33 protein-coding genes and 1 pseudogene are annotated in these 24,373 nt (G+C 42.1%); 11 read left to right on the top strand and 23 right to left on the bottom strand.

Going from position 1 to position 24,373, the window contains the following annotated elements; translation table 11 throughout:
- Positions 1-6 precede the first annotated feature (6 nt).
- The 5 genes from KXD37_RS17850 to cdaS all read right to left on the bottom strand — a co-directional run bounded on the left by KXD37_RS17850 (position 7) and on the right by cdaS (position 5,436).
- The gene (locus KXD37_RS17850; protein WP_010334584.1) at positions 7-897 is read right to left on the bottom strand and encodes an AAA family ATPase; all 891 of its coding nucleotides are present in this window, start codon (positions 895-897) and stop codon (positions 7-9) included.
- 87 nt (positions 898-984) lie between these two features.
- A complete protein-coding gene (locus KXD37_RS17845) occupies positions 985-1,575 on the bottom strand; it encodes a superoxide dismutase family protein (protein ID WP_151175088.1) in 591 nt (196 codons plus the stop codon).
- 144 nt (positions 1,576-1,719) lie between these two features.
- Positions 1,720-2,964, bottom strand: a complete 1,245-nt coding sequence (locus KXD37_RS17840) for a LysM peptidoglycan-binding domain-containing protein (RefSeq protein WP_254517532.1) — start codon at positions 2,962-2,964, stop codon at positions 1,720-1,722.
- A gap of 396 nt (positions 2,965-3,360) precedes the next feature.
- Positions 3,361-4,578: a macrolide family glycosyltransferase gene (locus KXD37_RS17835; RefSeq protein ID WP_188323056.1), complete on the bottom strand. Its 1,218-nt coding sequence runs from the start codon at positions 4,576-4,578 to the stop codon at positions 3,361-3,363.
- A 243-nt stretch (positions 4,579-4,821) separates the two neighbouring features.
- On the bottom strand, positions 4,822-5,436 hold the full coding sequence (cdaS, locus tag KXD37_RS17830) for a sporulation-specific diadenylate cyclase CdaS (protein WP_103671810.1): 615 nt from the start codon (positions 5,434-5,436) through the stop codon (positions 4,822-4,824).
- 275 nt (positions 5,437-5,711) lie between these two features.
- Between cdaS and KXD37_RS17825 the strand changes: the two genes are divergently transcribed.
- Both KXD37_RS17825 and KXD37_RS17820 read left to right on the top strand, forming a co-directional pair.
- Positions 5,712-7,070 carry an MATE family efflux transporter gene (locus KXD37_RS17825; RefSeq protein ID WP_095713110.1) on the top strand — a complete coding sequence of 453 codons (1,359 nt, stop codon included), beginning with the start codon at positions 5,712-5,714 and terminating at the stop codon, positions 7,068-7,070.
- A gap of 15 nt (positions 7,071-7,085) precedes the next feature.
- Positions 7,086-7,934 (top strand): STAS domain-containing protein, encoded by an 849-nt coding sequence (locus tag KXD37_RS17820; RefSeq protein ID WP_095713111.1) that lies wholly within the window; start codon positions 7,086-7,088, stop codon positions 7,932-7,934.
- Positions 7,935-7,962: 28 nt separating this feature from the next.
- Here KXD37_RS17820 and bshB2 read toward each other — a convergent pair whose 3' ends face one another.
- From bshB2 to rarD, 4 genes are all read right to left on the bottom strand, one after another.
- Positions 7,963-8,628: a bacillithiol biosynthesis deacetylase BshB2 gene (gene bshB2, locus KXD37_RS17815; protein WP_024121739.1), complete on the bottom strand. Its 666-nt coding sequence runs from the start codon at positions 8,626-8,628 to the stop codon at positions 7,963-7,965.
- 19 nt (positions 8,629-8,647) lie between these two features.
- Positions 8,648-8,998 (bottom strand): YojF family protein, encoded by a 351-nt coding sequence (locus KXD37_RS17810; RefSeq protein WP_010334594.1) that lies wholly within the window; start codon positions 8,996-8,998, stop codon positions 8,648-8,650.
- Positions 8,995-9,273: a hypothetical protein gene (locus tag KXD37_RS17805; RefSeq protein WP_106021292.1), complete on the bottom strand. Its 279-nt coding sequence runs from the start codon at positions 9,271-9,273 to the stop codon at positions 8,995-8,997. The genes KXD37_RS17810 and KXD37_RS17805 overlap by 4 nt, the downstream gene beginning before the upstream one ends.
- A gap of 74 nt (positions 9,274-9,347) precedes the next feature.
- Complete coding sequence (gene rarD, locus KXD37_RS17800) at positions 9,348-10,244, bottom strand: EamA family transporter RarD (RefSeq protein ID WP_024121741.1); 897 nt, start codon at positions 10,242-10,244, stop codon at positions 9,348-9,350.
- Between the two features lie 98 nt (positions 10,245-10,342).
- On the opposite strand from rarD, the gene KXD37_RS17795 reads away from it, so the two are divergent.
- Entirely contained in the window at positions 10,343-10,798 is a 456-nt protein-coding gene (locus KXD37_RS17795) for an Hsp20/alpha crystallin family protein (protein ID WP_024121742.1), read from the top strand.
- A 32-nt stretch (positions 10,799-10,830) separates the two neighbouring features.
- Here KXD37_RS17795 and KXD37_RS17790 read toward each other — a convergent pair whose 3' ends face one another.
- Both KXD37_RS17790 and KXD37_RS17785 read right to left on the bottom strand, forming a co-directional pair.
- Complete coding sequence (locus KXD37_RS17790) at positions 10,831-11,064, bottom strand: hypothetical protein (RefSeq protein WP_044155524.1); 234 nt, start codon at positions 11,062-11,064, stop codon at positions 10,831-10,833.
- A 100-nt stretch (positions 11,065-11,164) separates the two neighbouring features.
- A pseudogene (locus KXD37_RS17785) lies at positions 11,165-11,265 on the bottom strand (transporter); the annotation flags it as partial.
- Positions 11,266-11,629: 364 nt separating this feature from the next.
- On the opposite strand from KXD37_RS17785, the gene KXD37_RS17780 reads away from it, so the two are divergent.
- Complete coding sequence (locus tag KXD37_RS17780; RefSeq protein ID WP_024121746.1) at positions 11,630-12,019, top strand: tautomerase family protein; 390 nt, start codon at positions 11,630-11,632, stop codon at positions 12,017-12,019.
- Between the two features lie 91 nt (positions 12,020-12,110).
- On the opposite strand, the gene KXD37_RS17775 is transcribed toward KXD37_RS17780, so the two are convergent.
- Positions 12,111-12,377 (bottom strand): hypothetical protein, encoded by a 267-nt coding sequence (locus KXD37_RS17775; protein ID WP_024121747.1) that lies wholly within the window; start codon positions 12,375-12,377, stop codon positions 12,111-12,113.
- 181 nt (positions 12,378-12,558) lie between these two features.
- The gene (gene yodB / locus KXD37_RS17770) at positions 12,559-12,897 is read right to left on the bottom strand and encodes a transcriptional regulator YodB (RefSeq protein ID WP_024121748.1); all 339 of its coding nucleotides are present in this window, start codon (positions 12,895-12,897) and stop codon (positions 12,559-12,561) included.
- Positions 12,898-13,026: 129 nt separating this feature from the next.
- Here yodB and KXD37_RS17765 point away from each other — a divergent pair, with 129 nt between their 5' ends.
- Positions 13,027-13,635 (top strand): nitroreductase family protein, encoded by a 609-nt coding sequence (locus tag KXD37_RS17765; RefSeq protein WP_024121749.1) that lies wholly within the window; start codon positions 13,027-13,029, stop codon positions 13,633-13,635.
- A 45-nt stretch (positions 13,636-13,680) separates the two neighbouring features.
- On the opposite strand, the gene KXD37_RS17760 is transcribed toward KXD37_RS17765, so the two are convergent.
- Positions 13,681-14,283 (bottom strand): alpha/beta hydrolase, encoded by a 603-nt coding sequence (locus KXD37_RS17760; RefSeq protein WP_188323809.1) that lies wholly within the window; start codon positions 14,281-14,283, stop codon positions 13,681-13,683.
- Between the two features lie 11 nt (positions 14,284-14,294).
- Positions 14,295-15,206: a ring-cleaving dioxygenase gene (locus KXD37_RS17755; protein WP_188323058.1), complete on the bottom strand. Its 912-nt coding sequence runs from the start codon at positions 15,204-15,206 to the stop codon at positions 14,295-14,297.
- Between the two features lie 184 nt (positions 15,207-15,390).
- Here KXD37_RS17755 and KXD37_RS17750 point away from each other — a divergent pair, with 184 nt between their 5' ends.
- A complete protein-coding gene (locus KXD37_RS17750) occupies positions 15,391-15,591 on the top strand; it encodes a DUF3311 domain-containing protein (protein WP_044155515.1) in 201 nt (66 codons plus the stop codon).
- Complete coding sequence (locus tag KXD37_RS17745; RefSeq protein WP_263463405.1) at positions 15,591-17,081, top strand: sodium:solute symporter; 1,491 nt, start codon at positions 15,591-15,593, stop codon at positions 17,079-17,081. Before KXD37_RS17750 ends, KXD37_RS17745 begins: the two co-directional genes overlap by 1 nt.
- 35 nt (positions 17,082-17,116) lie before the next feature.
- On the opposite strand, the gene KXD37_RS17740 is transcribed toward KXD37_RS17745, so the two are convergent.
- The gene (locus tag KXD37_RS17740) at positions 17,117-18,517 is read right to left on the bottom strand and encodes a S41 family peptidase (protein ID WP_188323059.1); all 1,401 of its coding nucleotides are present in this window, start codon (positions 18,515-18,517) and stop codon (positions 17,117-17,119) included.
- A 151-nt stretch (positions 18,518-18,668) separates the two neighbouring features.
- Between KXD37_RS17740 and KXD37_RS17735 the strand changes: the two genes are divergently transcribed.
- Positions 18,669-19,370 carry a class I SAM-dependent methyltransferase gene (locus KXD37_RS17735; protein WP_024121754.1) on the top strand — a complete coding sequence of 234 codons (702 nt, stop codon included), beginning with the start codon at positions 18,669-18,671 and terminating at the stop codon, positions 19,368-19,370.
- Between the two features lie 86 nt (positions 19,371-19,456).
- A complete protein-coding gene (locus KXD37_RS17730) occupies positions 19,457-19,717 on the top strand; it encodes a hypothetical protein (protein WP_024121755.1) in 261 nt (86 codons plus the stop codon).
- 40 nt (positions 19,718-19,757) lie between these two features.
- On the opposite strand, the gene KXD37_RS17725 is transcribed toward KXD37_RS17730, so the two are convergent.
- Both KXD37_RS17725 and deoD read right to left on the bottom strand, forming a co-directional pair.
- A complete protein-coding gene (locus KXD37_RS17725; protein ID WP_095713120.1) occupies positions 19,758-20,579 on the bottom strand; it encodes a D-alanyl-D-alanine carboxypeptidase family protein in 822 nt (273 codons plus the stop codon).
- Between the two features lie 83 nt (positions 20,580-20,662).
- The gene (gene deoD, locus KXD37_RS17720; RefSeq protein WP_024121757.1) at positions 20,663-21,364 is read right to left on the bottom strand and encodes a purine-nucleoside phosphorylase; all 702 of its coding nucleotides are present in this window, start codon (positions 21,362-21,364) and stop codon (positions 20,663-20,665) included.
- 201 nt (positions 21,365-21,565) lie between these two features.
- Here deoD and KXD37_RS17715 point away from each other — a divergent pair, with 201 nt between their 5' ends.
- Positions 21,566-21,691 carry a hypothetical protein gene (locus KXD37_RS17715; protein WP_024121758.1) on the top strand — a complete coding sequence of 42 codons (126 nt, stop codon included), beginning with the start codon at positions 21,566-21,568 and terminating at the stop codon, positions 21,689-21,691.
- Positions 21,692-21,728: 37 nt separating this feature from the next.
- Here KXD37_RS17715 and yodL read toward each other — a convergent pair whose 3' ends face one another.
- The 3 genes from yodL to KXD37_RS17700 form a co-directional block, all read right to left on the bottom strand.
- Positions 21,729-22,043, bottom strand: a complete 315-nt coding sequence (gene yodL / locus KXD37_RS17710; protein WP_038954208.1) for a shape determination protein YodL — start codon at positions 22,041-22,043, stop codon at positions 21,729-21,731.
- A gap of 59 nt (positions 22,044-22,102) precedes the next feature.
- Positions 22,103-22,714 carry a phosphatase PAP2 family protein gene (locus KXD37_RS17705; RefSeq protein WP_188323061.1) on the bottom strand — a complete coding sequence of 204 codons (612 nt, stop codon included), beginning with the start codon at positions 22,712-22,714 and terminating at the stop codon, positions 22,103-22,105.
- Positions 22,715-22,791: 77 nt separating this feature from the next.
- Complete coding sequence (locus tag KXD37_RS17700) at positions 22,792-22,968, bottom strand: YozD family protein (RefSeq protein ID WP_010334612.1); 177 nt, start codon at positions 22,966-22,968, stop codon at positions 22,792-22,794.
- Positions 22,969-23,088: 120 nt separating this feature from the next.
- Between KXD37_RS17700 and KXD37_RS17695 the strand changes: the two genes are divergently transcribed.
- Positions 23,089-23,232 carry a hypothetical protein gene (locus KXD37_RS17695; RefSeq protein WP_103671803.1) on the top strand — a complete coding sequence of 48 codons (144 nt, stop codon included), beginning with the start codon at positions 23,089-23,091 and terminating at the stop codon, positions 23,230-23,232.
- Here the strand turns inward: KXD37_RS17695 and KXD37_RS17690 are convergent.
- Positions 23,229-23,909 (bottom strand): hypothetical protein, encoded by a 681-nt coding sequence (locus KXD37_RS17690; protein WP_010334614.1) that lies wholly within the window; start codon positions 23,907-23,909, stop codon positions 23,229-23,231. The genes KXD37_RS17695 and KXD37_RS17690 overlap by 4 nt on opposite strands.
- A gap of 153 nt (positions 23,910-24,062) precedes the next feature.
- A complete protein-coding gene (locus KXD37_RS17685) occupies positions 24,063-24,287 on the bottom strand; it encodes a YozE family protein (RefSeq protein ID WP_010334616.1) in 225 nt (74 codons plus the stop codon).
- Positions 24,288-24,373 lie beyond the last annotated feature (86 nt).

Here is a 24,373-nt window from a genome sequence, read left to right as displayed (position 1 = left end):
CATCCCTCATTCAAACAGAGTTTCTGCGATATTTCGGACCGCCGCCTTTTCACGGTCATCGTCAAGCTTCTCTACAATTCCGCGTTCGATGGCGCGTAGCGGCGGAATATAAGCGGCTAAATCACACGTATCAATTAAAGCTCTGATGGATGCCGCTTCTTCAGACACCTGCCCGTTATTGGCCTGAACGATCAGATCAGAAGACAGCGTGATAAACCGGTCTATCAATTTCTCATCATGAAGGGCAGACTGAGACATGAGTACTTGTTTCAGCAGCTCACCTTTAATATAAGGCACATCAATGATGACAAAACGGTTTTTAAGCGCTTCATTCAGCGGAACGGTTCCGACGTAGCCTTCATTGATGGCAGCAATGACTCCAAACCCTTCTTTTGCCCTAACGACTTCTCCTGTAAACGGATTTGTCATCATTTTTCTGTAGTCCAATACACCGTTTAAGATTGGCAGGGTTTCCGGTTTTGCCATATTAATTTCATCTATATAAAGAAAGTGGCCTTCATTCATGGCCGTTGTCACAGGTCCCGAGACAAACTCGATCGTCGCCTGGCCAGATTGATTTTCAATGGTTTTATAGCCGACCAGCGCTTCAGCATCCAAATCAACTGAGCAGTTGACACTGTGCATTGGTTTATGAAAATAGCTGGACAATGTTTCTGCCAGCTTAGTTTTACCTGAGCCTGTAGGTCCTTTTAACAGGATATTTTTCCCCATCGCTAATGCGATAATGGCATCGAATAAAATGGCTTCATCCTCCGCCTCATAGCCTGATGTCCCGATAAGCGATTGAAATTCTGGAGAAATCGGCTGGCTTTTATATGATAAAAGCTTATTTTGTATATCTTCCGGCAATGTTAAGTGCTGCAATTGAGATGTCATAGACAGGTTTCCTTTCCTATTCGTATTCCATTAACGAGTATACTAAAAAAGCCCCTGTATGCTCAATACAAAAGGGCTCCCGCTATATTACTGTTTCTCGTTATTGCCAGAAAGCGCTCCGCAGACAATTCGCGCTCCTGAATTTCCGCTCGGATTCGTCAAATAGTCGTCAGCCTGTTCATGAATAATAAACGCGCTGCCATCCTGGTCGAGAATATTCAATTTGCTTCCTTTTTGTAAAGAGGTTTCAGGCGCATTCATAATAACATCTACTTTCCCGTCTGCGCCGACCTCAAGATTCGGAAGATCTCCGGCATGATGTCCCATCGGATTATTGAAGCCGTGTTCTTTGTTCAGCGGATTAAAGGGTCCGCCCGCGGATTCAAAATCCGGCCTGACACATGATCCTTTTTCATAAATATGAAAACCGAGTGAAGCCCCAGGTGTCAGGCTGTGTGCTGAGATGTGAAAATCGAGCCCTTCGTCTTCTGACTCTTTTATTTCAATAAACCCGACTTTTTTGCCTTCTCTATTGACCAGCTGAATCTGATGGCGAAACGTTGAGGTTTCTATTACCTTTTTTTCCGGTACCCGCCGCGGATGATCGGGAGGTATTTCCTGACTGCATCCCGCAAGACCCAGTGCCGCCAGCACGATAAGGAGCAAGAAACGATTCATGCTGTCTCCCCCCTTGTTTTTTCTAACAGTCTGGTCAATCATATTCCGATATAAACTAAAAAAAGCCTTTTAAAAGGCTTTTACATTAGGGCAGCAGGACGTCCTGCCCAAACGCCCCGTCTGTCTAATGTCGATGCTCAAAGTTTAAAAATAGCTTCGTGCGCCCAGGTAGCGCTGTTTCCAATACGAATTGCTGAGATTGGAAATGCCCACACCGTCGGAGCTTGCATGAATAAAATTGCCGCCGCCCAAGTAAACCCCCATGTGAGACGGTCCGGATTTATACGTCGTAAAGAAAACAAAGTCTCCGACTGACGGCTGGCTGACTTTTTGCATCACATTCCAGTACCCTGCCGTGCTCAGCCTTGAAATAGATGATACTTTATTAATGAGGTAATAAATATAGCCGCTGCAATCGAAACCGGAAGGCGTATTTCCGCCCCAGCGATACGGAACACCGACATATTTTTTTGCCTCCGTTATCATTCTGTCAATCTTTGTTCCTATTTGAACGTTTGATCCTGGTTTGTCTTTCGGGACTGTCTTATTGGAATTATTTGATTTAGTCGTTCCTGAAATGGTGAGAACCTGTCCGATTCGCAGAACATCACTAGACAAATTGTTCTTATCACGGATACTTTGCACAGTGACGCCCAGCTGATTCGCAATCTTCCATAACGAATCACCCGATTTCACTTTGTATGTAGTTGTTTTTGAAGAATTTGAGTTTGACGGTTTTTTTGAACCGCCGCTACCGCTATTGGATGAGCTGCTTTTTTTTATTTTTAATACTTGCTTAGGGTAAAGCGTATCTGATGTTAAGCCGTTTAAGGTTTTCAATTCTGCCACCGTCATATTTAGACTGTTTGCGATTTTCCACAGAGAATCACCAAGCTTTACAGTATATGTACTTTTTGATGAGCCTGCAGAATTTGAACCGTTGCTTTTTTTCTGCCCATTCGAATCATTCGAACCATTTGAACTGCTTGTCCCTTTAATTTTCAGTTTTTGGCCGGGACGAATCAAATCACTGCTCAGGCTGTTTAAGCTTTTAAGCTCTGAAACACTCATTTTATGATTTTTGGCAATCATCCATAAGGAATCACCATATGCTACGGTGTATGTTGACGTTTTGCTTGAGTTTGATGAGGATGTTTTGCTTTTTTTGCTGCTTTCAGGAACTTTAAGGCTTTGGCCGACATAAAGCATTGACGATTTCAATTTGTTTTCGGATTTCAGTGCTGAAATACTCGTATGATACTGGCGCGAAAGTTTCCAAAGAGAGTCACCGCTTTTCACCTTTATCGTTTTTGCGTCCGCGGGTGCTGCTGCCATCGATGACCCAACAACTGCGGAAACAGCCAAGCCGGCTACGATCTTCTTTTTCATTCATTTAACCTCCTAAACTTTTTATGAGACAAACAGAAATAATTAGTATTCTGTTTCCAAAAATGGCACACATACGTTTTATCGTCACTTTTTTAGCGTTATAAACAAATTTTTATAGATCCGGCAGCAAATTCAGCTTCGTTCGACCTTAAAACTCTAGATAAACACCTAATACTTTACATAATTTGTATAGGTTTATCGAAAGTCTAAGGAACTATTTAAGCGGGGGTAAAATGATTGGTTTATGCTGATGAAAGAAGCAGATTTTCCTCCTTTCCTGTCTGTTTTTCTTTCAATTCTCTATCAAAGTGTCAAATCCCTTCTTCTGACTGCAACTCTGCCCAGCTTTCCGAAACAGTTAAAAGCCTGTCCATTTCAAATGAACAGGCTGTATTACTATGCGTTAGCTGATTGAGTATTGTGTTTAACATATTCAAGAATGCTGTCGGCAGCTTTTTCAGCACCGCCTGCTGCTTTCAGTGACTGGCCAATTGCTTTTGCTTTCTCAGCATAAACAGGATTGCTGATCACTTCTTGAATGGTTTCTTTCAGAAGGTTTTCAGACAGCTGTTCTTTTTTCAGCACTTTCCCCGCACCTACTTGCTCCACCTGTTTTCCGACAGCGAATTGATCGGCTCCCATCGGAATGACAATGAGCGGTGTTTCAAAATATAACCCTTCGCTTGTGCTGTTCATTCCGCCGTGGGTGACAAACAAACTGGCTCTTTTCAGGATTTCAAGCTGCGGCACATACGGGCGGACAATAAAATTGTGAGGAATATTGTTTAACTCACTTTGTTTAACATGTTTCCCAATGGACAGCACAACTTTTCCGTCAAAGTCTTTGCACACCTCGAGACATTGATTGAAAAACTCTTTTTGATTATTAAAAATGGTTCCCATAGAAATAAACAGCACGTTTTCATTGTCAATCTGATCGAATGGAAAGTCATTGCTTTTGGCTCTTTTTGCAATTGAAGGACCAACAAACACATAATTTTCTCCGAATTGCTCAGCCATTGGCTGAAATTCTCTTGACGTAAAGACAATCGTCAAATCTCCATCGGACGAAAAAACGTCAAACGGCTTGGTAATTCCCGCTTGAAACTCGGCATTTAAGGTTTCTGCGAGCTGCTGATAGGATTCGTAATAAGGTGAGTCTTCAAATGGTCTGCTATTGAAGGTGTCCATCATTCCCTTTAAAAAATCCTCATTCATCGCAAAGGTCGTACATAATGAAAATCTAGGCAGCTTCAGCAGATTGGCAATGATTTTACCGGCCAGGAAATGGTGATCATATATGACATAATCATATGATTCGTTTTTCACTTCATTATAAATATGGGTGGCGATGTCCTTACACCCTTTCAAAAAGGCGCATATCATTTCGGCAAAATCTCTTTCCTCATTACCAGTTGCGTTTTTTCCGAAATATTCTTCTCTAAAATCGTTATATTCACGAAATTCAATATCAAGCGCAGTGATTTTTTCTTCATATTCCTTTACTGCATAGTAAGTAATGTTTTCTCCTCGTGATTTCAGCTCCTTCATTACACCGATAGACGGATTAATATGGCCCTCTCCCGGAAAACCGACCATTAATACATTAGTCATGCGGCACACCCTTCCATTAAAATTTATGTAATATTTTATACAGTACTATAAATACAAAATCAGGTAAAGTATTTAACTTTATTAATATTAATCCAATATAACTTTTATACTAGGTTACATTTCCCGACTTTCTATTTTCAAGAAAAAAAGCATTCAGTATGACATGAATGCTTTTAAAAAAGAGTTCTATTCCAGTCATTTTGTCTCATGAGACGAAAGCTGTTCGGGTCCTTTTGTTTATTTTTATGTTCTCGGTGAGATGAGCGGATATAACACACCGTCCTTCGCAAACGACATCTTGCCTGTTTCCTCAGAAACAACCAGCACAAGCGCATCTGTATATCCAGACATCCCCAAAGCCGCCCGGTGCCTGGTTCCCAGATGAATATCCACTTCTTGTGTCGTCAGCGGGAGAACGTTTCCGGCTGAGACGAGTGTATGATCCCTCACTAATAAAGCGCCGTCATGAAGAGGGTTTCCCGGGAAAAAGATGCTTTCAATTAATGAAGCACTGATTTCTGCATGCAGCGATGTTCCTTTTTGAATAAATTCGTCAACCGGGTCTGCCCTTTCAATGACAATTAACGCGCCATGCTTATTTTCCGATAAATTTTTAATCGCCTTGGCCAGTTCCACAAATGACGGTGTAAATTGTTCAATGTATGATTGCAAATAAAAGGATGAGGCAATGCCGTGCATATTCTCAAAAATACGTCCCAAGTCATCCAATTCACAAAGGAGGCATTGATCTTTTTCGTGTAACGTTTTCAAAATAAGAGAAGCATCCCCTAATATCTGTTCTAAATGCGATTGTATCTTTGCCGTGAATACACTTTCTGTCATCTGTTCGTAATGCATGGGCCTTCATCTCCTTTTCATATTTTCAACTTTGCACGCATGCTTATCTTATTGATGTACATTCTATTGGTAAAGGAGGTATGTAAAGAATGGAAATGGAAAGAATCATTCAATATATCTGCACCTTTTTAGGCGTTATTTCGCTTTCTTTTATTTATGCCCAAATGTTTAGAAAAACGAAACCGTCAAAAAAAGAATAGGCCAGGCGTTCATTGCTTTTTATACATAAAATGTTATAATTTCTCTCGTTATGATAAAGAAACGGGGATCAATGTATGAAAGAAACCAAAAACGCCGGACAAAAGATAAAACAGCTTTTGCACATTTTAATTCCGATTTTAATCACTCAGGCGGGGCTTTCTCTCATGACCTTTTTAGATACGGTGATGTCAGGGAAAGTCAGCGCCGCCGATTTAGCCGGTGTGGCCATTGGATCAAGTCTTTGGACGCCTGTCTATACTGGACTGGCAGGTATATTAATGGCTGTCACCCCGATTGTCGCACAGCTATTAGGTGCTGATAAAACCAAACAAATTCCCTTTACTGTCTTACAGGCTGTATATGTGGCCGCGCTTCTAAGCATCGCCGTTTTAGCGGTTGGATATGGAATAGTTGATCCTGTTCTGTCCCGATTGAACCTTGAGGCTCACGTATATGACATTGCTAAGCACTTTTTAGGGTTTTTATCTTTGGGGATTTTTCCTTTATTTGTTTACACCGTTTTGAGATCGTTCATTGACTCATTAGGAAAAACACGAGTGACCATGATGATTACACTATGTTCACTGCCGATTAATTTTGTGTTAAACTACGTATTTATTTTCGGAAAATTCGGCATGCCTGCCCTTGGCGGAGTCGGCGCCGGAATTGCATCAGCGCTTACATATTGGTGCATCTGTATCATCAGTTTTATCATCATTCACAAAGCAGCGCCGTTTTCTGAATATGGCATTTTCCTTACCATGTATAAGTTCTCTTGGGAAGCGTGCAAAAATATGCTGAAAATCGGACTGCCCATCGGGTTTGCCGTGTTTTTTGAAACGAGCATCTTCGCGGCTGTCACTTTGCTGATGAGCCATTTCAATACAGTAACCATCGCGTCCCATCAGGCCGCCATGAACTTTGCGTCACTTTTATATATGCTGCCGCTCAGCGTGTCCATGGCTTTAACGATAGTTGTCGGGTTTGAGGCCGGAGCAGCTCGTTTTAAAGACGCTCGCTCTTACAGCTTTATCGGCATCATGATGGCAGTAGGCTTTTCTTTGTTAACAGCTGCCTGTATCCTTTTATTCAGAGAGCAAATCGCAGGTATGTACACCTCTGATCAGGATGTCCTCCGGCTAACGCAGCACTTTTTAATTTACGCGCTGTTTTTTCAGCTTTCCGATGCTGTGGCAGCACCTATTCAGGGCGCCCTCAGAGGATATAAAGATGTCAATTATACACTTGCAGCCGCTTTTATTTCTTATTGGGTTATCGGCCTTCCTGTCGGTTATGCGGTCGGCACGTTTACAGAACTTGGCGCGTTCGGTTATTGGATCGGGTTAATTGCAGGGCTAGCGGCAGGAGCAGTCGGGCTGTTTTTCAGGCTGGTTAAACTGCAGAAGCGTTATTTATTGAAGCAGGAATTTTAAAAGAGGTGATATGACATGGCACAAAATCAGAAATTATATGAGTATCTGTCTCAGCATGCAGAAGAAATAAGTTCTACATGGTATGAAACAATCGAGGAAACTGATCCGAATTCAATCTATGCATCAACAGACCCGGCCGTCATTAAAAATTTAAAGAGCCAGAATCTTGCTTTCAATTATAAGATCAGCCGTATCTTTATAGATGAAGAAGAGGTTTACTTGCCCATTCTAAAAGCCTGGGCATTTGAAGTCACCCAGGATCAAGAGCATTTAAAAACGCCTATCCACTATATTATCCGTGAGTTTGTCAGAGTGAGAGACTTGTATATTTCCTATGTGAAGGACTTTGTTCATATCAATCAGGATACCGTGAAAAGCGAAGAAGCCGAGGATTTGTATCACACCCTTATTAAGGCGTTTGATCTTGTGATTCATATTTTTATAGAAGAAATGTACAAAAACACAAGCCTTCAGCTTCAAGCCCAAAAGGATATGATCACTGAATTGAGCGCCCCGGTAATCGTGCTGTTCCACAGTGTGGGACTGCTTCCGTTAATCGGTGATATTGATACCGTCCGCGCTAAATTGATCATGGAAAATACATTGAATCAATGTGCGAAAAAAAAGGTGACGCAGCTTTACATTGACTTGTCCGGAGTAGCGGTAATTGATACCATGGTTGCCCACCAGCTGTTCAGTCTGATTGAGGCGCTGCGTTTGATCGGCGTTTCATCCACATTGTCGGGGATCCGCCCGGAAATTGCGCAAACCGCGGTTCAGCTCGGTTTGTCTTTTGAGGACATCTCACTGAGATCTACTCTTGCATCAGCGATTGCATCTGACTTGAAATTAAAAAAGGTATAAGGTCCCCTCAAGGGCCTTATACCTTTTTTTAATCATTCCATTGATATGTCCAATACACTTCTTCTTCAAACCATGTTGCCATAACAGGTTCATTGTTTTTCAGTTTTTCCTCAAGCTCTCGGAGCATACCTTCCGTCTGGGTGCGATGAGCTCTTAACGCGTTCATTTTAATATCTGCCACTTCTTTGATATCAAGTACGACGTCTGCTTCGCCAAGCACCTCTTCCCTATTGCGTGTAATAGCCATGCATAGTGTGCGCGGACGGTCTTCTTTCTTTTTGCGGTACAATGCCCGGATGACCGCTTCCCCGCATGCATCATGGTCAGGGTGCACGCCATGTCCCGGATAAAATGTGACAATTAAGCTTGGTTTTACATCATCTATGATTTCTTCCATGATATCAGCTAAATATTCATCGTCTTCAAACTCAAGCGTTTTATCACGAAGTCCGAGCATTCGCAGATCATTGATATCCATTTCTTTGCAGGCGTTGATAAGCTCTTGTTTTCTTAATAATGGCAAGGTTTCCCGATTGGCAAAAAATGGATCTCCCATATTTCTGCCCATTTCGCCTAACGTAGCGCAAGCATATGTAACGGGCACATCTTTTTTTCTGTTTAAAGCAATCAGACCCGCCACACCGTATGATTCGTCATCAGGGTGAGGCAGGATTACAAGCACGTGTTCTTTCATTATTTTTTCACCCTTTTCTTTAAACTGTGAACGGTTTTTCACTGATTTGAAGTGAAATAGCCAGTTTCCCGCCCGGCAAGTGTCCTGCCATTAATAAGCGGTTTTCTTCATCCACTGTGTACTCAGTCAGGCCTTCAGCATAAATCCAGCCCTCTTCTGTTTTTAAGCCGACCCGGTAAGGCCCGCTCCCTTTGATTTTAGCTTGATGATAGGTTACCTTCGCATTGCGTATATAAGCAACAACCGTCATGTTTTTTTCATTTAAATGTGCCGAGTAAGAACCGGTTGTGGTTTCTAAATGGATATATACAGGGCGGTCCGCATATCGTTCTAAAGATGCTTGCACATCTTCTTTTATGATTGCTTTCATAATTGCTCCCCTCTTTCTTCTTTTAAATACTGTACGCGTTCTGTATGTAATTTGACCAGTTGATATTTGACAGCCGGTTCCAGCTGAGAATTCACAATGCGCTGTATAGCGGCATAATATTTTTCCAGCATAGGTTTACGGAGTCTCGGATGTGTTCTCTTATCCAAGAGCTCAAGATCAATTGCCTCTGTAACCGCTTCTGCATCTTCGTTTGAGAAAGAGCGGCTGTTCCATAGCGAGACGTATGCTTTTACTATTTCTATATCATTGTCCATCGTCCTGCTCCTTTATGTCTTACATACATGAAATGATTATACATAATATATACTCAAACTGAAAAGCCAAAGGCTCAATGGCTTTTTGATGCCCGTTTCCATTTCACTTGTGAAAACGTAAACAAGACTAATGCAGCCCATATACAGGCAAAGGTAAATGCCTTCGAGCTTGAAAATGGCTCATGGTAAATGAACAGCCCGATCAGCAAGGTGATGGTCGGTGCAATATATTGTAATATACCGACTTGATACAGCGGCAGCCGCTTCGCCCCTTCAGCAAACAATAAGAGCGGCAGCGCGGTAAACACACCGGCAAAAAAGAGAAGCACCCATGCCCCGCCGCTTTCTGCACCCGCAGGCTGAATATGGCCGCTAAGCAGCAAATACCCCAATGCAATCGGCATAATCATGAATGTCTCCAGCGTTAAACCGATAGCGCTTGAAAGACTTGTTCTTTTTTTGGTAAATCCGTATAAGCCAAAGCTGAATGCAAGCAGCAGCGCGATGTACGGAATGGAGCCGTATTGAAACGCAGAAATAATAACGCCGGCTGCCGCAATAGAAACTGCAACCAATTGAAGGCGATTCAGCTTTTCCTTTAAAAACAAAATGCCGAGAAGAACTGACACAAGCGGATTGATGTAGTAGCCAAGACTTGCTTCTAGCAGAAATCCATGATTGACAGCCCATATGTATACAAACCAGTTAACCGAAATGAGAATTGAAGCGAGAAATAAAGATAGTATGCCTCCGTTCTTTTTTAAAGACCGCAGCTCATGCCACCCCGTTTTCCATTGACGCAAGAAAAAAAGCACGATACACATAAAAACAAAAGACCAAATGATACGGTGAGCTAAAATATCAAGTGCCGGGAGCTGTTCAAGAAGCTTCCAATAGAGCGGAAACAGCCCCCACATCGTAAAGGAAACGGCTGTGTAAAGAACACCTTTTTTTGTTTCTGAATGATGCATATTTTGTCCCTGCCTTTCTTTAGAGCATCTTATATTATATCACGTGAAAGATCGAGCAGGCATATACTATTTTGTCCGTGAAGAAAGGTGTGACGAAGATGTTTGAGTGGAACAAGTACTTTCCTTTCCAAAATCAATTTTCCAAGGAAGCATTAAAAAAGGCCGATCCAAAAGAGGTTGAGCATTATGTAAACAGTGTAATGGAAAGTGTGTTCGGAAGTGATTACGCGGCTCAATTTCCATTTCGCGATCCTCTCCCGACTAAAGAAAAAACAAAGCGCACCGAACCTGATATAGATATATTCGAAACAGCAGACCATGTGTTTGTAAAGGTTTCAGTAAGCGAAAGCCAGCTGGAACAGCTCAAAATTAAACATACATCACATACATTACTGATTGAACATTTCCCGGGTTTGACTCATCCTAAAAAAGTAAATCTTCCCTGTCTTGTCAAACGGAAAGGAACGAAAGCCGTATATAAAGACGGCCATCTGGAAGTCATGTTTCATAAACAGCAGGACTACAATATGTCCGAGGTAGAAATTATGCGATAAAAAACGGCCTGCTTCTGTGCAGGCCGTTTTTGCTAATAGAAACCGGGATAACCTCCGCCATACGGTCCCCCGGGGCCGTATGGCGCACCTCCGTAACCGTAAGGAACAGGCGGATACGCATAGGGACGCGGATAATTAAAAAGAGCACTCCCAAGAAAACCGCCTAATAAACCGCCGACTAAAGGAGCGCCAAACAAAAAAGGGTTTCGTTCCGGGTATCCGGCCGGACCTGGGTTCCCGCGATAATATGAGTGTTGAGGGTACATGATTATTTCCTCCTTTATGTCTGCCTATATATAAGATATTCATCCAGGAAGAAAAACGATTGGGCTATTGTTAAATTGGATTTTTACTGATAAAGCATTATTACAAAAATAATCCGGCCAATAAAACACAGCCCAGTCCTGTACCGAGAGGACCGTTGTGAGCAGCGTCCATGTTTGAAACGTTTCCTTCATGCTCACGCCGTCAGAAATAACAAAATAAAAACCCCGGCAACAGTGATAAAAATCGGCATGGCTAACCTCTATTTTTTCATGTTGTTTTTGACAATATCTCCGGATGTTATTAGAAAACGCTTTCATTTAAACGAAATAGGATCTTCGTGGTGATATAATTGTCATCTTTTGATCAACTATTATTTTCATACTAACCTCCTAATCAATTACTGCCAGTAATATTTATGATTTCATAGGCTGTCAGATAACAATGTAGTTATATATTGATCAATTATTGGTTATATGTTATGTTTTTATCTATCAATTGGCTTCAGATAACAAAACAATGTGATAACATGCTGATAAAATCAGTGTCACAAAAGGAGGAATTCAAATGCCATTATTACGTTTCGATCTGATAGAAGGCCGTGATCAAAAAGCATTACAATCGCTATTAGACACTGCTCATCAAGCAATGGTAGAAGCGTTTGGCGTGCCGGAGAGTGACCGATATCAAATTGTGCACCAGCATCCCGCGAATGAGCTCGTGATTCACGATACCGGATTAGGATTTCATAGAAGCAAGGATTTGATCGTGATCAGCATTACAAGTAAAACAAGAACAAAGAGCCAAAAAGAGAAATTATATGCCTTGCTGGCTGAAAAACTAGAAGCAGAATGCGGTATTTCCCCGGAAGACCTAATGGTTTCCATTACGGAAAACGGTGATGCTGATTGGAGTTTCGGGCTCGGCGAGGCACAATTTTTGAATGGTAAGTTATAAGATGGTGAAACTTCTTCATCTGCTTTACACTTAGCAAATGGCCAGTCAATGAAATAATAAAAGAGAGATCCTTATTCAAGACCTCTCTTTTTTATTTCTTTTTCAAAAAAGCAGAAATAACCAGAATGAAAACAGCCAGCAAAACGAAATATAACGGTGTGATCCAGATTTGGTGGATAGAATCAGGGTCTCCCTTTTTATAACCAGTTTCGATGCCTATGTAATTCCAATGAAAGCTGACAGGGTTTTGATCGTATATATAAAATTCAGGCAGATAGAGTTCCGGTTTGCTGATTTGAACAACAAGATAAATGATGATTCCCATTAACAACAGGATAGCTGTTAGTAACTTTTTCACGGAAGGACCCTTTCCTATTTTTGTATGTTGACATCATCCTAACATCTCTTTTTATATATGTAAAATAAAAGCTGATTCATAACATGGCTCCTAAAATAAAAAGTCATGTAAACGGTATGACCCACTTACATGACTTTCTCACTGAAACAAACCCTTTCTGCGGATGCTCTGTTTCTTTCCATTATTTCTCTTCTTCGCACACTGTAACACCAGGCTCACAAAATTGATCGGCCCACGCTTGCATTTCTTGAAATACGGCTTGCAGCGCGGTTCCTTTTTCAGTCAGCGTATAGATCACTTTTACCGGTGTCTCGGGAAGAACCCGGCGTTCAACAATTTCGTTTTGCTCTAGCTCTTTAAGGCGCTCTGCCAGCATTTTTTGGCTGATCATCGGTATGGTTTCCGTTATCTCTTTAAATCGTTTCGGCCCATCCATTAGTACATGGATGATCAGACCGTTCCATCGTTTTCCCAGCAATGAGAAAGCTGACTCCATTTTAGGGCACATTGTATTTCCCACTAGTCTTCATCCCTTCATCTATTGTTTGACAAGTATTCACTGATCCATTAAAATTATCTTTCAAGTTACATTTAGTAAGCTTCTAACTTTTCTATTATCATACCACGTTTACCCGAAGGAGGAAACATTATGACTGATACTCTGGACATTTTGCAAGCACGGGCATCTGTTAAGGAATATGATACGAATGCCCCGATCTCTAAAGAGGAACTGACTGATCTTTTGGAGCTCGCCACTAAAGCGCCTTCTGCATGGAATCTGCAGCACTGGCATTTTACAGTTTTCCACAGCGATGAATCAAAAGCGGCTCTTCTGCCTGTAGCATATAATCAAAAACAAATTGTTGAATCTTCTGCTGTCGTTGCCATTTTAGGCGATCTAAAAGCGAATGAAAACGGTGAAGACGTTTACGCTGAACTGGCAAACCAAGGTTTCATCACGGATGAAATCAAACAAACGCTTCTTGGCCAAATTAACGGTGCTTACCAAAGTGAACAGTTCGCACGCGATTCCGCTTTCTTAAATGCTTCATTGGCTGCTATGCAGCTTATGATTGCCGCAAAAGCGAAAGGTTATGACACCTGCGCAATCGGAGGATTTAATAAGGAGCAGTTCCAAAAGGAATTTGATATCAGCGAGCGCTATGTTCCGGTTATGCTTATTTCTATCGGGAAAGCAGTGAAACCTGCACACCAAAGCAACCGCTTGCCTCTATCAAAAGTATCAACTTGGCTGTAAATCTAAGAAAAACCTTAGTCCGGATAAACACGGACTAAGGTTTTTTTATTGAAACGTATCTTTGTACCATTGGCGAGCCTGTTCAGCTTCATGCTGTGTGAGCTGATGGCCCCCATCCTGCCAAAAAACTGAAGCAGATGCCCCGCTGTCAAGCAAACAGCGGTGAAGCTCTTCCGATTCTTCCTTTGTGCAAAGCGGATCATATTTTCCCGCCCCAATGAAAACAGGAAGCCCTGTCATATTGGGAAGCTCAAGCCCCCGTATCGGCACCATAGGATGATGCAGAATAGCCCCCTTTAAAACATCCACATAATGAAAAAGCAGGCTCGCTGCGATATTTGCGCCGTTTGAGTAGCCGACTGCAATCACTCGGCTCCGGTCAAACTGATGCGTTTGTGCCGCCTCGTCGATAAAATCTTTCAATTCTTTTGTCCGCTCAACGAGATCCTTTTCATCAAATACACCTTCGCTGAGGCGTTTGAAAAAGCGCGGCATTCCATTTTCGAGCACTGATCCCCTGACGCCGAGCAAATGAGCATCCGGATCTATAAAACGGCCCAATGAAAGGAGATCATGCTCATTTCCTCCGGTTCCATGTAACAGCAGTAAGACGTTATCAGATGTCCCTTTTTCAAAAATATGCTTCATCATGTCCCCTCCTACAATTCAGGCAAAATATCTGTAATTTGTTTGCGGTGTTGCTCCAGCCATTCAGGCAGCTTTAAGGATGTCCCCAGCTCATCAAACGTTTCATCTGTCATAAAGCCTGGTTCATCTGTGGCAATTTCAAATAAAATGCCGCCTTTTTCCCTGAAATAAATTGATGTGAAATACTCCCTGTCCAGAATTTCTGATGAAGGGAGATGTTTTTCAGCAATAAGCGGCTGCCATTTAGCCTGCTCCTCACTCGTTGTCCGAAACGCTATATGATGAACTGTTCCATAACCTCCGACGCCTCTTTTTTCCGGCTGCAAATGAACGTCAATCACGTTTCCGACAGCCGCTGCGGATTTCAGTCTAACGATCTGATCTTCTTCCGCTACTTTGCTGTATCCGAAGCTTTCCTCTAACAATTGAATCGTTGCTTGCGGATCATAGGAGTACAGCAGCACGCCTCTCATTCCGGTGATGGCTTCATGTTCTGAAATACCGTCAGGTGTCCACTCGCTTTTTCCGCTTTCGCCGGCTTCCATGATTGCTAACGGAAGGTCTTCTGTATCATCAAAGATCAGAGCGTGTTCCCCGCATAGCATTTTCTCCTCTGCATTCAGTCCATTATTTTGAAGGCGTTCCTTCCAGAAAGCCAGAGAGCCTTTAGGGACTGAAAAGTAAATTCGGCCGGCTTGGCCTTTCCCTACCGTTCCCTGCCCGCTTCCTTGGAACGGGAAAAAGGTAATAATGGTCCCTGGATCTCCATTTTGATTCCCAAAGTAAAAATGATATGTTCCCGGGTCATCGAAATTCACTGTTTTTTTGACAAGCCGAAGCCCGAGCACTTCTGTATAAAATCGCAAATTTTCTTGCGGATCTCTGGCAAATGCTGTGACATGATGCAATCCTTCTGTTTTCATCTTTTCACTCCTAAATTATCTTGATTTCGAGATATTTATTATTTTAAACCTATAATGTGCAGGATGCAAACCATGTGACTTAATTAAATAATTGAAAAAATCATTTTTTTCTAATAATTATCTTGTGATCTTATCTTACAACTGCTATTATAGTGAGCATTATCATCTTTCAGGAGGAAAGTAAATGGTTAAAAAAGCACTTATTGTTATACTCATCATTTTACCATTCATTCAGCTTGCACTTTTGCCGTTTGTGAATCGAATCGAACCGATTATTTTCGGCCTTCCTTTTTTCCATTTTTGGCTGCTGCTGTGGATTATCATTACGCCGGTATGTTCGTTTGGCATTTACCTGGTGCAAAAAAAAGATGGAGGAATTGAATGATGCAAGGAAATCTCACTGCACTTATGATTACGGCTATTATCGTATTAACTGTTGTCTGTATCGGATTTCTCGCCGGGAGAGACAAATCATCGCGAACCTCGGTGGAAGAATGGTCTGTCGGCGGCAGACGTTTTGGAGGCCTTCTCGTTTGGTTTTTAGTTGGCGCTGACCTTTACACGGCATATACTTTCTTAGGCCTGACCAGTACGGCTTACACAGGCGGAAGTGTTGCGTTTTTTGCAATTCCTTACTCCGTATTGGCTTATTTTATCGCCTATTTCTTCCTGCCGAAACTTTGGAAAGTTGCGAAAATTCACAAATTAACAACTCTCGCTGATTATGCGCGGGAACGTTTTGACAGCAAGCTGTTGGCAAGTCTCGTTGCAATTGTCGGTGTCCTGATGCTTATCCCATATATCTGTCTTCAGCTTAGCGGAATTCAAGATACGCTTCAGGTGGCGGGAACCGGCTATATCAACGTAAAGTTTGTTGTCATCATCTCATTTATTCTAGTTGCTCTTTACACGTTTTTCAGCGGGATTAAAGGGCCTACTTTTACAGCCATTATTAAAGATATTTTAGTATGGGTGATTATGCTGTTTATGGTCGTTTCCCTCCCTCTTATTCATTTCAACGGCTGGACGCCGATGATTGATACATTGGTGAAGGAAGCGCCGCAAATGCTGACGATACCGACAGAGGGCCCAAAAGGCATCCCTTGGTTTATTACAGCATCTATTGTATCCGCCTTGGCACTTTTTATGTGGGCGCATGCCGCTACAGGTGTATTTACGGCGAAAAGTGCCGATGCAGTTAGAAAAAACAGCATGTTTTTGCCGCTTTATAACATCGTTTTAATCTTAGTTATTTTCCTTGGTTTTATCGCTTTTCTTGTGCTGCCGGAAGATACAAATCCAAGACTGGCGCTGCTGCATCTGATTCAGACGTCTTACGGCGGCGTGGCACAAGGTTTTGCATATGCCACTATCGCCCTAGCTTCATTGATCCCTTGTTCGATCATGGCTATCGGAGCATCGAATTTATTTGCCAATAACTTATACCGTGACTTGATCCATCCAAATGTGTCACAAAGCAAACTGACCCTTATTACACGTTCCATGGTGTTTGTCGTGATCGGTCTTGCTCTACTATTTGGAATGCTGTTCCCGACTGCCTTAGTAACACTTCAGCTTTTAGGCGTTTCCGGTATGGTGCAGATCTTCCCCGCGATTGCCGTCAGCTTATTCTGGAAGAACCAAACGAGAGAGGCGACAGTGATCGGATTATTAGCCGGCCTTGCGGTTACGTTTATTGTGTATATCACTCAATCTGCACACGGCATTTATGAAGGTTTCTGGGGATTGTCCGCCAATATCATCGCTGTAATCATTCTCAATCCGCTGTTTGTAAAAAGAGCAGGTTCAAATCCAGTCAAAGAAAGTTTATTTGGTAAAAAAACTGAACCGAATCCGAATCAGAAGGGTGCTTAAAAAAAAGCCATACGCGGTAGCCGCGTATGGCTTTTTTACATTTCTTTTTTCAGCGTTTCAATTGCTTTTTTCATTTGCGTATCATTATTTGACAGCTTTTGTTGAAGTTCTGTCATTAGTTTTGTTGTAGTATCGCCAGTCAGCACGCCTGTTTGTTTCAGATTCTCTTTTTTCTGGAACTGTTTGACGACTGATACAAAATCCTGATCATACGTACTGTTTACCTTCACCTGATAGCCAAGTGCTTTCAGCATTTGCTGAGCGACTTTGACTTCAGTGCCTGTATTACCTGATTTGTACGTTTTATCAGCGTCCAAATATGGGAGCTTCGCGTAATCAGGAAGTTCTGCTTTCACTTGCGGCTTGATGCCTTTTTTATGAATCCATTCACCGTCAGCAGTCAGCCATTTGGCCATTGTCAGTTTGACTGTTGAGCCATCCTCATACTCTTTTGCGGTTTGCACTGTGCCTTTTCCGAATGTGGTTTCTCCAATTAACGGAATGCCTGACGATTCATGAAGGGCAGCGGCCATGATTTCTGCAGCGCTCGCTGTTCCGTCATTTACTAAAACGACAGTCGGCTTTGTGACTTTTCGTTCTTTTTCCGCTTTCATGACTTCTTTTGAGCCGTTTTTGTACTCAACCTGCATAATATTTTTACCTTTATCAATAAACAGATTGCTCATTGTAATCGCCTGGTCCATTAAGCCGCCCGGATTGCCCCTCAAGTCTAAAATATAGCCTTTGGCACCTTTTTTCTCTAAACTGTCGATCGCATTTGTCAGCTCTTTAGCAGTTGTTTCAGAGAAAGAAGTGATTTGGATCTCACCGATATTATTGTCTTTCACCTCAGAATAGACGGTCTCAACAGGAATCGTATCGCGCTTAATGGAAAGATCAATCTCTCCCACTCCCGCTCTGTTCAGCTCAAGCTTCACTTTAGTGCCCTTTTTGCCGCGGATTAAAGCGACGGCTTCATTTACATTCATGCCTTTTACGCTTTTCCCGTTTACTTTCAGGATTTGATCCTTCGGTTTGATTCCGGCTTTTTCAGCAGGTGAACCTTTGATTGGCGCAACAATAAGGATTTCACCGTCTTTTTCCTCTACTTGCGCTCCTATTCCTTCAAAGGATGCAGAAATGCTTTCTTCGAATGATTTTCCTTCCTCTTGATCCATATAGGTAGAGTAAGGATCGTCCAGAGACTCAATCATTCCTTTAATTGCTCCGTCTACTAATTTGTCATCGTTTGTTTCCTTGTAATAATCACTTTTGATTTGCTCATACGCTTTATTTAATTTATCGAACTTACTGTCTCCTGTGCTTGTTGATTTCTGGCCCAGAATGCTTGAATTGCCCGTAATAAATAAAGTCAGCGCCGAAGCGACAACCGCAGTGATCAGCACAACAAAAAACAGTTTCAATTGCCGTTTCAATTAAACACCACCTTTTCTTCTTACATTATTATCATGGACGATTTCCTATTCGTCAACTCGGAGCAGAAAATATAGAGATCCGCCCTTCTTTATCGTTTCATAAACCTATGTCTTTTCACGACATATAATAACGAAAAAGGAGGATACCATTTTGAGCCGATATTTAGAAATGCTGTCCTTATTCGGTGTCTCAGGTGCACATCCAGGCGGGCTTGCTTTTTCAAAAGCCGTATTGCAAAAAGCGGCACCTCCGCCTGATCAGCCGATTCTTGATGCCGGATGCGGGACGGGGCAAACTGCGGCTTATTTAGGACATTTGCTTTATCCTGTCACAGTCGTTGATAAAGACCCTGTCATGCTTGAGAAGGCGAAAAAAAGATTTGCAAATGAAGGGCTGGCCATCCCTGCATATCTTGGAGAGCTGGAACATCTTCCGTTTTCTTCGGCGTCCTTTTCCTGCGTCCTGTCCGAATCCGTCCTCAGTTTTTCCCATCTGACATCCTCCCTTCAAGAAATTAATAGAGTATTGAAGCCGGGTGGAATGCTGATCGGTATTGAAGCGGCGCTTAAACAGCCGATGCCTCCGCGCGAAAAGAAGCAAATGATGGACTTTTACGGTTTTACAAAGCTTTATGACGAATCGGAGTGGATAGACTCGATTCGTTCCCATGGATTTCAGAAAACAGAAACGATCACCCTTTTGCCGGAAGATATGGAATTTGAACCGACGACAGAAATGGATGTATCGCAAGCAATCGCTCCTATCTACTATGAAACGCTTCAGTCCCATTATGACCTCATGCAGGCATACAGCGAGTATATGGGTCATTGTATCTTTATCGCATACAAGTAAAACGGCGCTTCACCCCCTCTTTTCGTCCAACCTTTTTTGTTTATCTATCATAAGCTGATAGAAAGACGGATTAGGAGGGATTTATATTGGAAAAATACTATCATATCTGCCGCCAGCACCAAGGAAAAGTTGCTAGAATTACAGAAAGAAACGGCAGAGTCCATGTGGGCAGAATTACACGGGTAACCAACAGCAAGGTCTTTATTGCTCCAGTTACTTCAGGGGGCCCAAGAGGCGGATTTGGCTATGGATATTGGGGCGGCTACGGATATGGATATGGAGCCGCATACGGTATTGGCCTTGGGCTGATTACAGGTGTGGCGCTCGCCGGTTTATTCTTTTTTTAATGGAAAAACCCGCTTAACCAATGGTAAGCGGGTTTTTATTTTATATCTTCTTCACTTTTTCAAAGTATTCTTCTAATGTTAAGTCATTCTCATGAATAACCTTTGCAGCCTTTTTGCCTACATAACGCAAATGCCATGGTTCGTATTCGTACTTCGTGATGTCTTCTTTGTTTTTAGGGTAGCGAATGATAAAACCGTATTTATATGCATTGTTCTGCACCCATTTTCCGTCTTCGGTGCTGCCGAACGCCTCATTTAGCTCAAAACCGTTGCTTCGGCTGGAAATATCCATTGCTAAACCTGTTTGATGTTCGCTTTCACCCGGATATGCGACAGCTTCTCTTGCTTTCTTTTCCCCTTTTAAGCTTACTTCATTTTTAAAGATAACCTGCTGTCTGTCATACGAGCGGTATCCTGACACGGCTGCCAGCTCATAGCCATCCTTTTTCGCAGCATCAAACATCGTTTTTAATGCGTCTGCTGCTTCTTTTCTGATGTATCGCTTTTGTATTTTCTCTTTAAAAGAAAACTCGACATCAGGGATAACTAGATCGCTAGGTTCATAGTCTCCTGGCAGTGCGTATTGCTTATTGACAAGGGCGAGGATATTTTTCGGATTTTGAATGGTTTCCAGGCCATCCACTTTTTTAATGTTATTGAAAAACTTGCTTTCCAATAAGAACTCACTGTCCTGCGTATTTGTTTTTTTGCTGTCAGCTGTTTTTTCTTCTGTCTGTTTTGATTCTGCAGTGGTTTTCGTATCCTTTTGAGCATCCCCATTTGACATGCTGCAGCCGGCTCCGACAATTGCCGTCACACTCAGAGCGGCGGCCAGCGAGAACCATTTACCGGACTTTTTCATAATCACATTACCTTCCTTTTATCAATCGTTTCCGTATCCATAAAGAAGAGGCTGCCGGCACCCAGCACGCCTCTTCATTTATTTTATTTTGATACAGAATGTAAAGCCACTTCTATCATATCATGAAAAGTGGTTTGACGCTCTTCTGCTGTTGTTTCTTCTCCTGTTAATACGTGATCGCTCACGGTCAGGATGGACAGCGCTTTTCTACCGTGCTTCGCTGCCAATGTATACAAAGCGGTTGTTTCCATCTCTACCCCGAGCACACCGTATTGGGCAAGCTTCTCAATTTGAGAATCGTCATTGTAGAACTGGTCAGCAGTAAATACACTGCCTACCGTCACCGGTACGCCTTTATCCTTAGCGGCGTCATAGGCATTTTTCAAAAGCTCGAAATCTGCGTTAGGCGCGAAATCGATACTTCCAAAAGCGACTCTGTTCATTTGTGAGTCAGTAGAAGAAGTCATGGCCAAAATGACGTCGCGCACTTTGACATCTTTACGGATGGCGCCGCAAGAGCCTACTCTTATTAAGTTTTGCACATCATAGCTTTGAATTAATTCATTGACGTAAATTGAAATGGACGGAACGCCCATGCCCGTGCCCTGCACAGAGATTTTTTTGCCTTTATATGTACCTGTAAATCCATACATGCCTCTGACTTCATTATAGCATTCCACATTTTCAAGATACGTTTCAGCGATAAATTTTGCTCTTAAAGGGTCCCCCGGCAATAGTACCGTATCCGCAATTTGTCCTTTTTCCGCACCGATATGTACACTCATCTCATATCCTCCTCAACCAAAATTAACGATCAGTCCGTTCATTTTACAACGGATGTCATGATGAGACAAACTTCAGCATTGATTATAAAGGAATGTTCCGAAAAAAGAAAATGATCCGGGGTATTTTTAGGCGCCATTAGAGAAAATCGGGATAATTGAGCTGCTTATATGAGAACCTAACGGCAAAAGGAGGGATGAAACATGGGTAAAAAACAGCGTAACCGAATAACCGGACAAAAAAAGAACAACCACATACCTGCTAAAGACGTTATCGCAGCTGAAGAGGCGCACGAAAAAGAGCATTCCGCGGCCAAACGAAAACCTTAAAAAACAGAAAACTGCGGATATCCGCAGTTTTCTTTCGTTATGTTGTTTGCACAATCAGACGATTGATTTTCCTCCATCCGGCGGGAAGCAGTTTATAATATGTTTTCCCTTTTCTGCCTTCATCAATCAAAATCACATCCCCTGTGGCCATAAATCTCGCATCATAATCACTTGGAACAGTATCGAATACATTAAACAAAGAGAATGCTCTTTTTAGCACGTCTTGATGATTGCTCCCGTTCAGTTCAGTTCGATAGACGGCTCTGTAGCCTTTTTTTTCACCAAACCGGGGTGTTTGAAATATTGTCACATCGTAAAAACAAGACTTCTTTTTAAACACGGATAACATCATCAAGATCCCTCCCTTTTATTTCTATAACATATTGGCGTTTCGCCCTCTTTTTCCTCTCTCTACTTTTGTCGAAACGAATGAAACTTTTCGTCAAAACCTTTCACGAGGAAAAACAGCAGCAGGCCGAGACTGAAGCCTCCTAAAACGTCAGTTAAAAAATGCACGCCGAGGTAGACTCTGCTGGCACCAACCAAAATAACGACAGTACCGGCGATTATGTATACCGCTTTTTTATGCTTTGACAAAAACGGGATGTGTTTCACTAAAAAGTAGGCGATTACTGGATAAACACAAGCAGCGTTCATGGAGTGGCCGCTCGGAAAGCTGAAGGACGACTCATGAACGAGCGGTTCAAAATCCGGCCTTGCCCGTTCGATCCACTCTTTTAATATTTTGTTTAACAGACGATCCGCACCGAATATGAAGAGCATCAAAAGACCGTCCAAGGTTCTCTTGTAAAAAAACAGCCCTGCCCAAATGACTACGATAAGTGGCAGTAAAAAGGAAGTAGCACCAAGATGTGTCACCCAAATCACCACATCGATCAGCCAAGGCTGACGGATAGCTGCGGCTGCCTTACTGATCATTTCATCTGCTGATTGAACAGCAGCTGTATGAATAACCGCGGCTAAAAAAAGAAAGAGAAGAAACAGACTGACTGGCTTGTACAAGATTTTCCCTCCTTTATTTCTCAAAAATTCATATCAGCCGAATAAAAAACCGGAGCTGGCCGCTCCGGTTTCAAGCCTTAACAATCTTCATCCAGCTCTTCATCTATCATACATTTTTCTATCAGATAATCAAAGGTAATATCGGCGATTTCAAACAGCTCATCTTCACTCGGTATGTAGCCCCGTCTTGCAAGCTCTCTGTAAAAAAATTCAGCGATTTCTTCCGTGTCAATCACAAGATCTATTTCTTTCATAACCGTACCGCCTCCTTTTTTATGTTTTATGAAAAAACGGGATGAATTATACCCGGTGTTCTAAACAATTCTTTCATTCATATACATTGAATAAAAAAACAAGCCATAGGAGGCTGACAAATGATCGCTAAAATGATGGAAGCACTGGACGGAGAAAGATTCGATATGGTGATGGAAAAAACGCTCAAAGGTATGACGCATGTCATGATTTGGGGCTGTCTGCCTTACTTTTTATATGTGATCATCCGCTTGTTCACAAACTAACTGAAGTGTTCTTTTAAACTTTCCAGCACAAACATCATCATATCTTTATATTCTTCATCTTTAAACATTTCGTACAGAATTTTGTAATCGTTGTAAATATCCAAAAGCTCATCAACAATTGATACAGCCAGGATGCGCAGGGTATCTTGATCTTCATCTTCGCCTTCAAACTGAAGAAGAGCAGACGGTACAATATCTTCGCCGATCTCATGGGCAGTTTCTCCGACATAGTGGACAAACAAAAGCTGATGCACAAACTGGTCCATTTCATACTTTCTGAGTACCAGCGTGAGATCCTCTTCCTCCGTTTCAAGCCACTCTCCATCCTTTAAACGAGTCAGCTCATAAATAATATCTTCCCAGCCATCTTCTAAATATCTCCAAATTTCTGTTCTGTGGCCGATAATGCGAAAGAGTTCTTTTCCATAATCTTTTACATAAACGACATCTCCAATGAGGAATTCATATTCAATATCAAGTTTTTCCATATCGACAATGACGCCTTCATAATCTTTATATAATTGAATGGACGATTCAAAATATAAGACTTCATTGTGGTTTACTTCATAAAGATAGTGCTTATCGATTTGGTGCACTTTTGTGATTGTGCCGACTGTCCCATACATAATGACGACTACGATATCCCCTACTTGGAATTTCGGTTTATTTTGCTTCACGGTGTCTCCCCCTCGCCGCAACATTTCTCATACGCTATCGTATGCTGGGTTACACCAATTCGCATGGGCATGAAAACCATTGGAAGTATCCAATTATGGTATGTGTATGCGCACAAAAAAATCCGCAGCGGATCTGCGGATTTAAACATGCGGTTATTTGCCGTGCACCTCGGCCTCGTATTTTTCCCAAGCTTCATCAAACGTAGCCATCGTGTCCAGATAATCAACATTCAGCTCCAAATATGAACTGATTTCGTGATAATCGGTTGATGTTTTTGGAAAGCTGTGATCCTCATACGCCTGATTGGCAAACTCACTGATGCTGTCCTGCGGCTTAGGATGTCTGTATTTCAATAAATAGTGATAAAAGGATTTCATGGGTTTCCCCTCCTGGTGTCTGTCTTTTGTTGTTCTATTATACAGTGCAAGTGTAAAATTACAACAAAAGAATAACGAAACATCAT

Origin of the sequence: Bacillus sp. XT-2 (genome assembly GCF_025696525.1) — a bacterium.
In the GTDB taxonomy this organism is placed as follows: domain Bacteria; phylum Bacillota; class Bacilli; order Bacillales; family Bacillaceae; genus Bacillus; species Bacillus halotolerans.
This window is presented reverse-complemented; position numbering and strand designations above follow the sequence as displayed.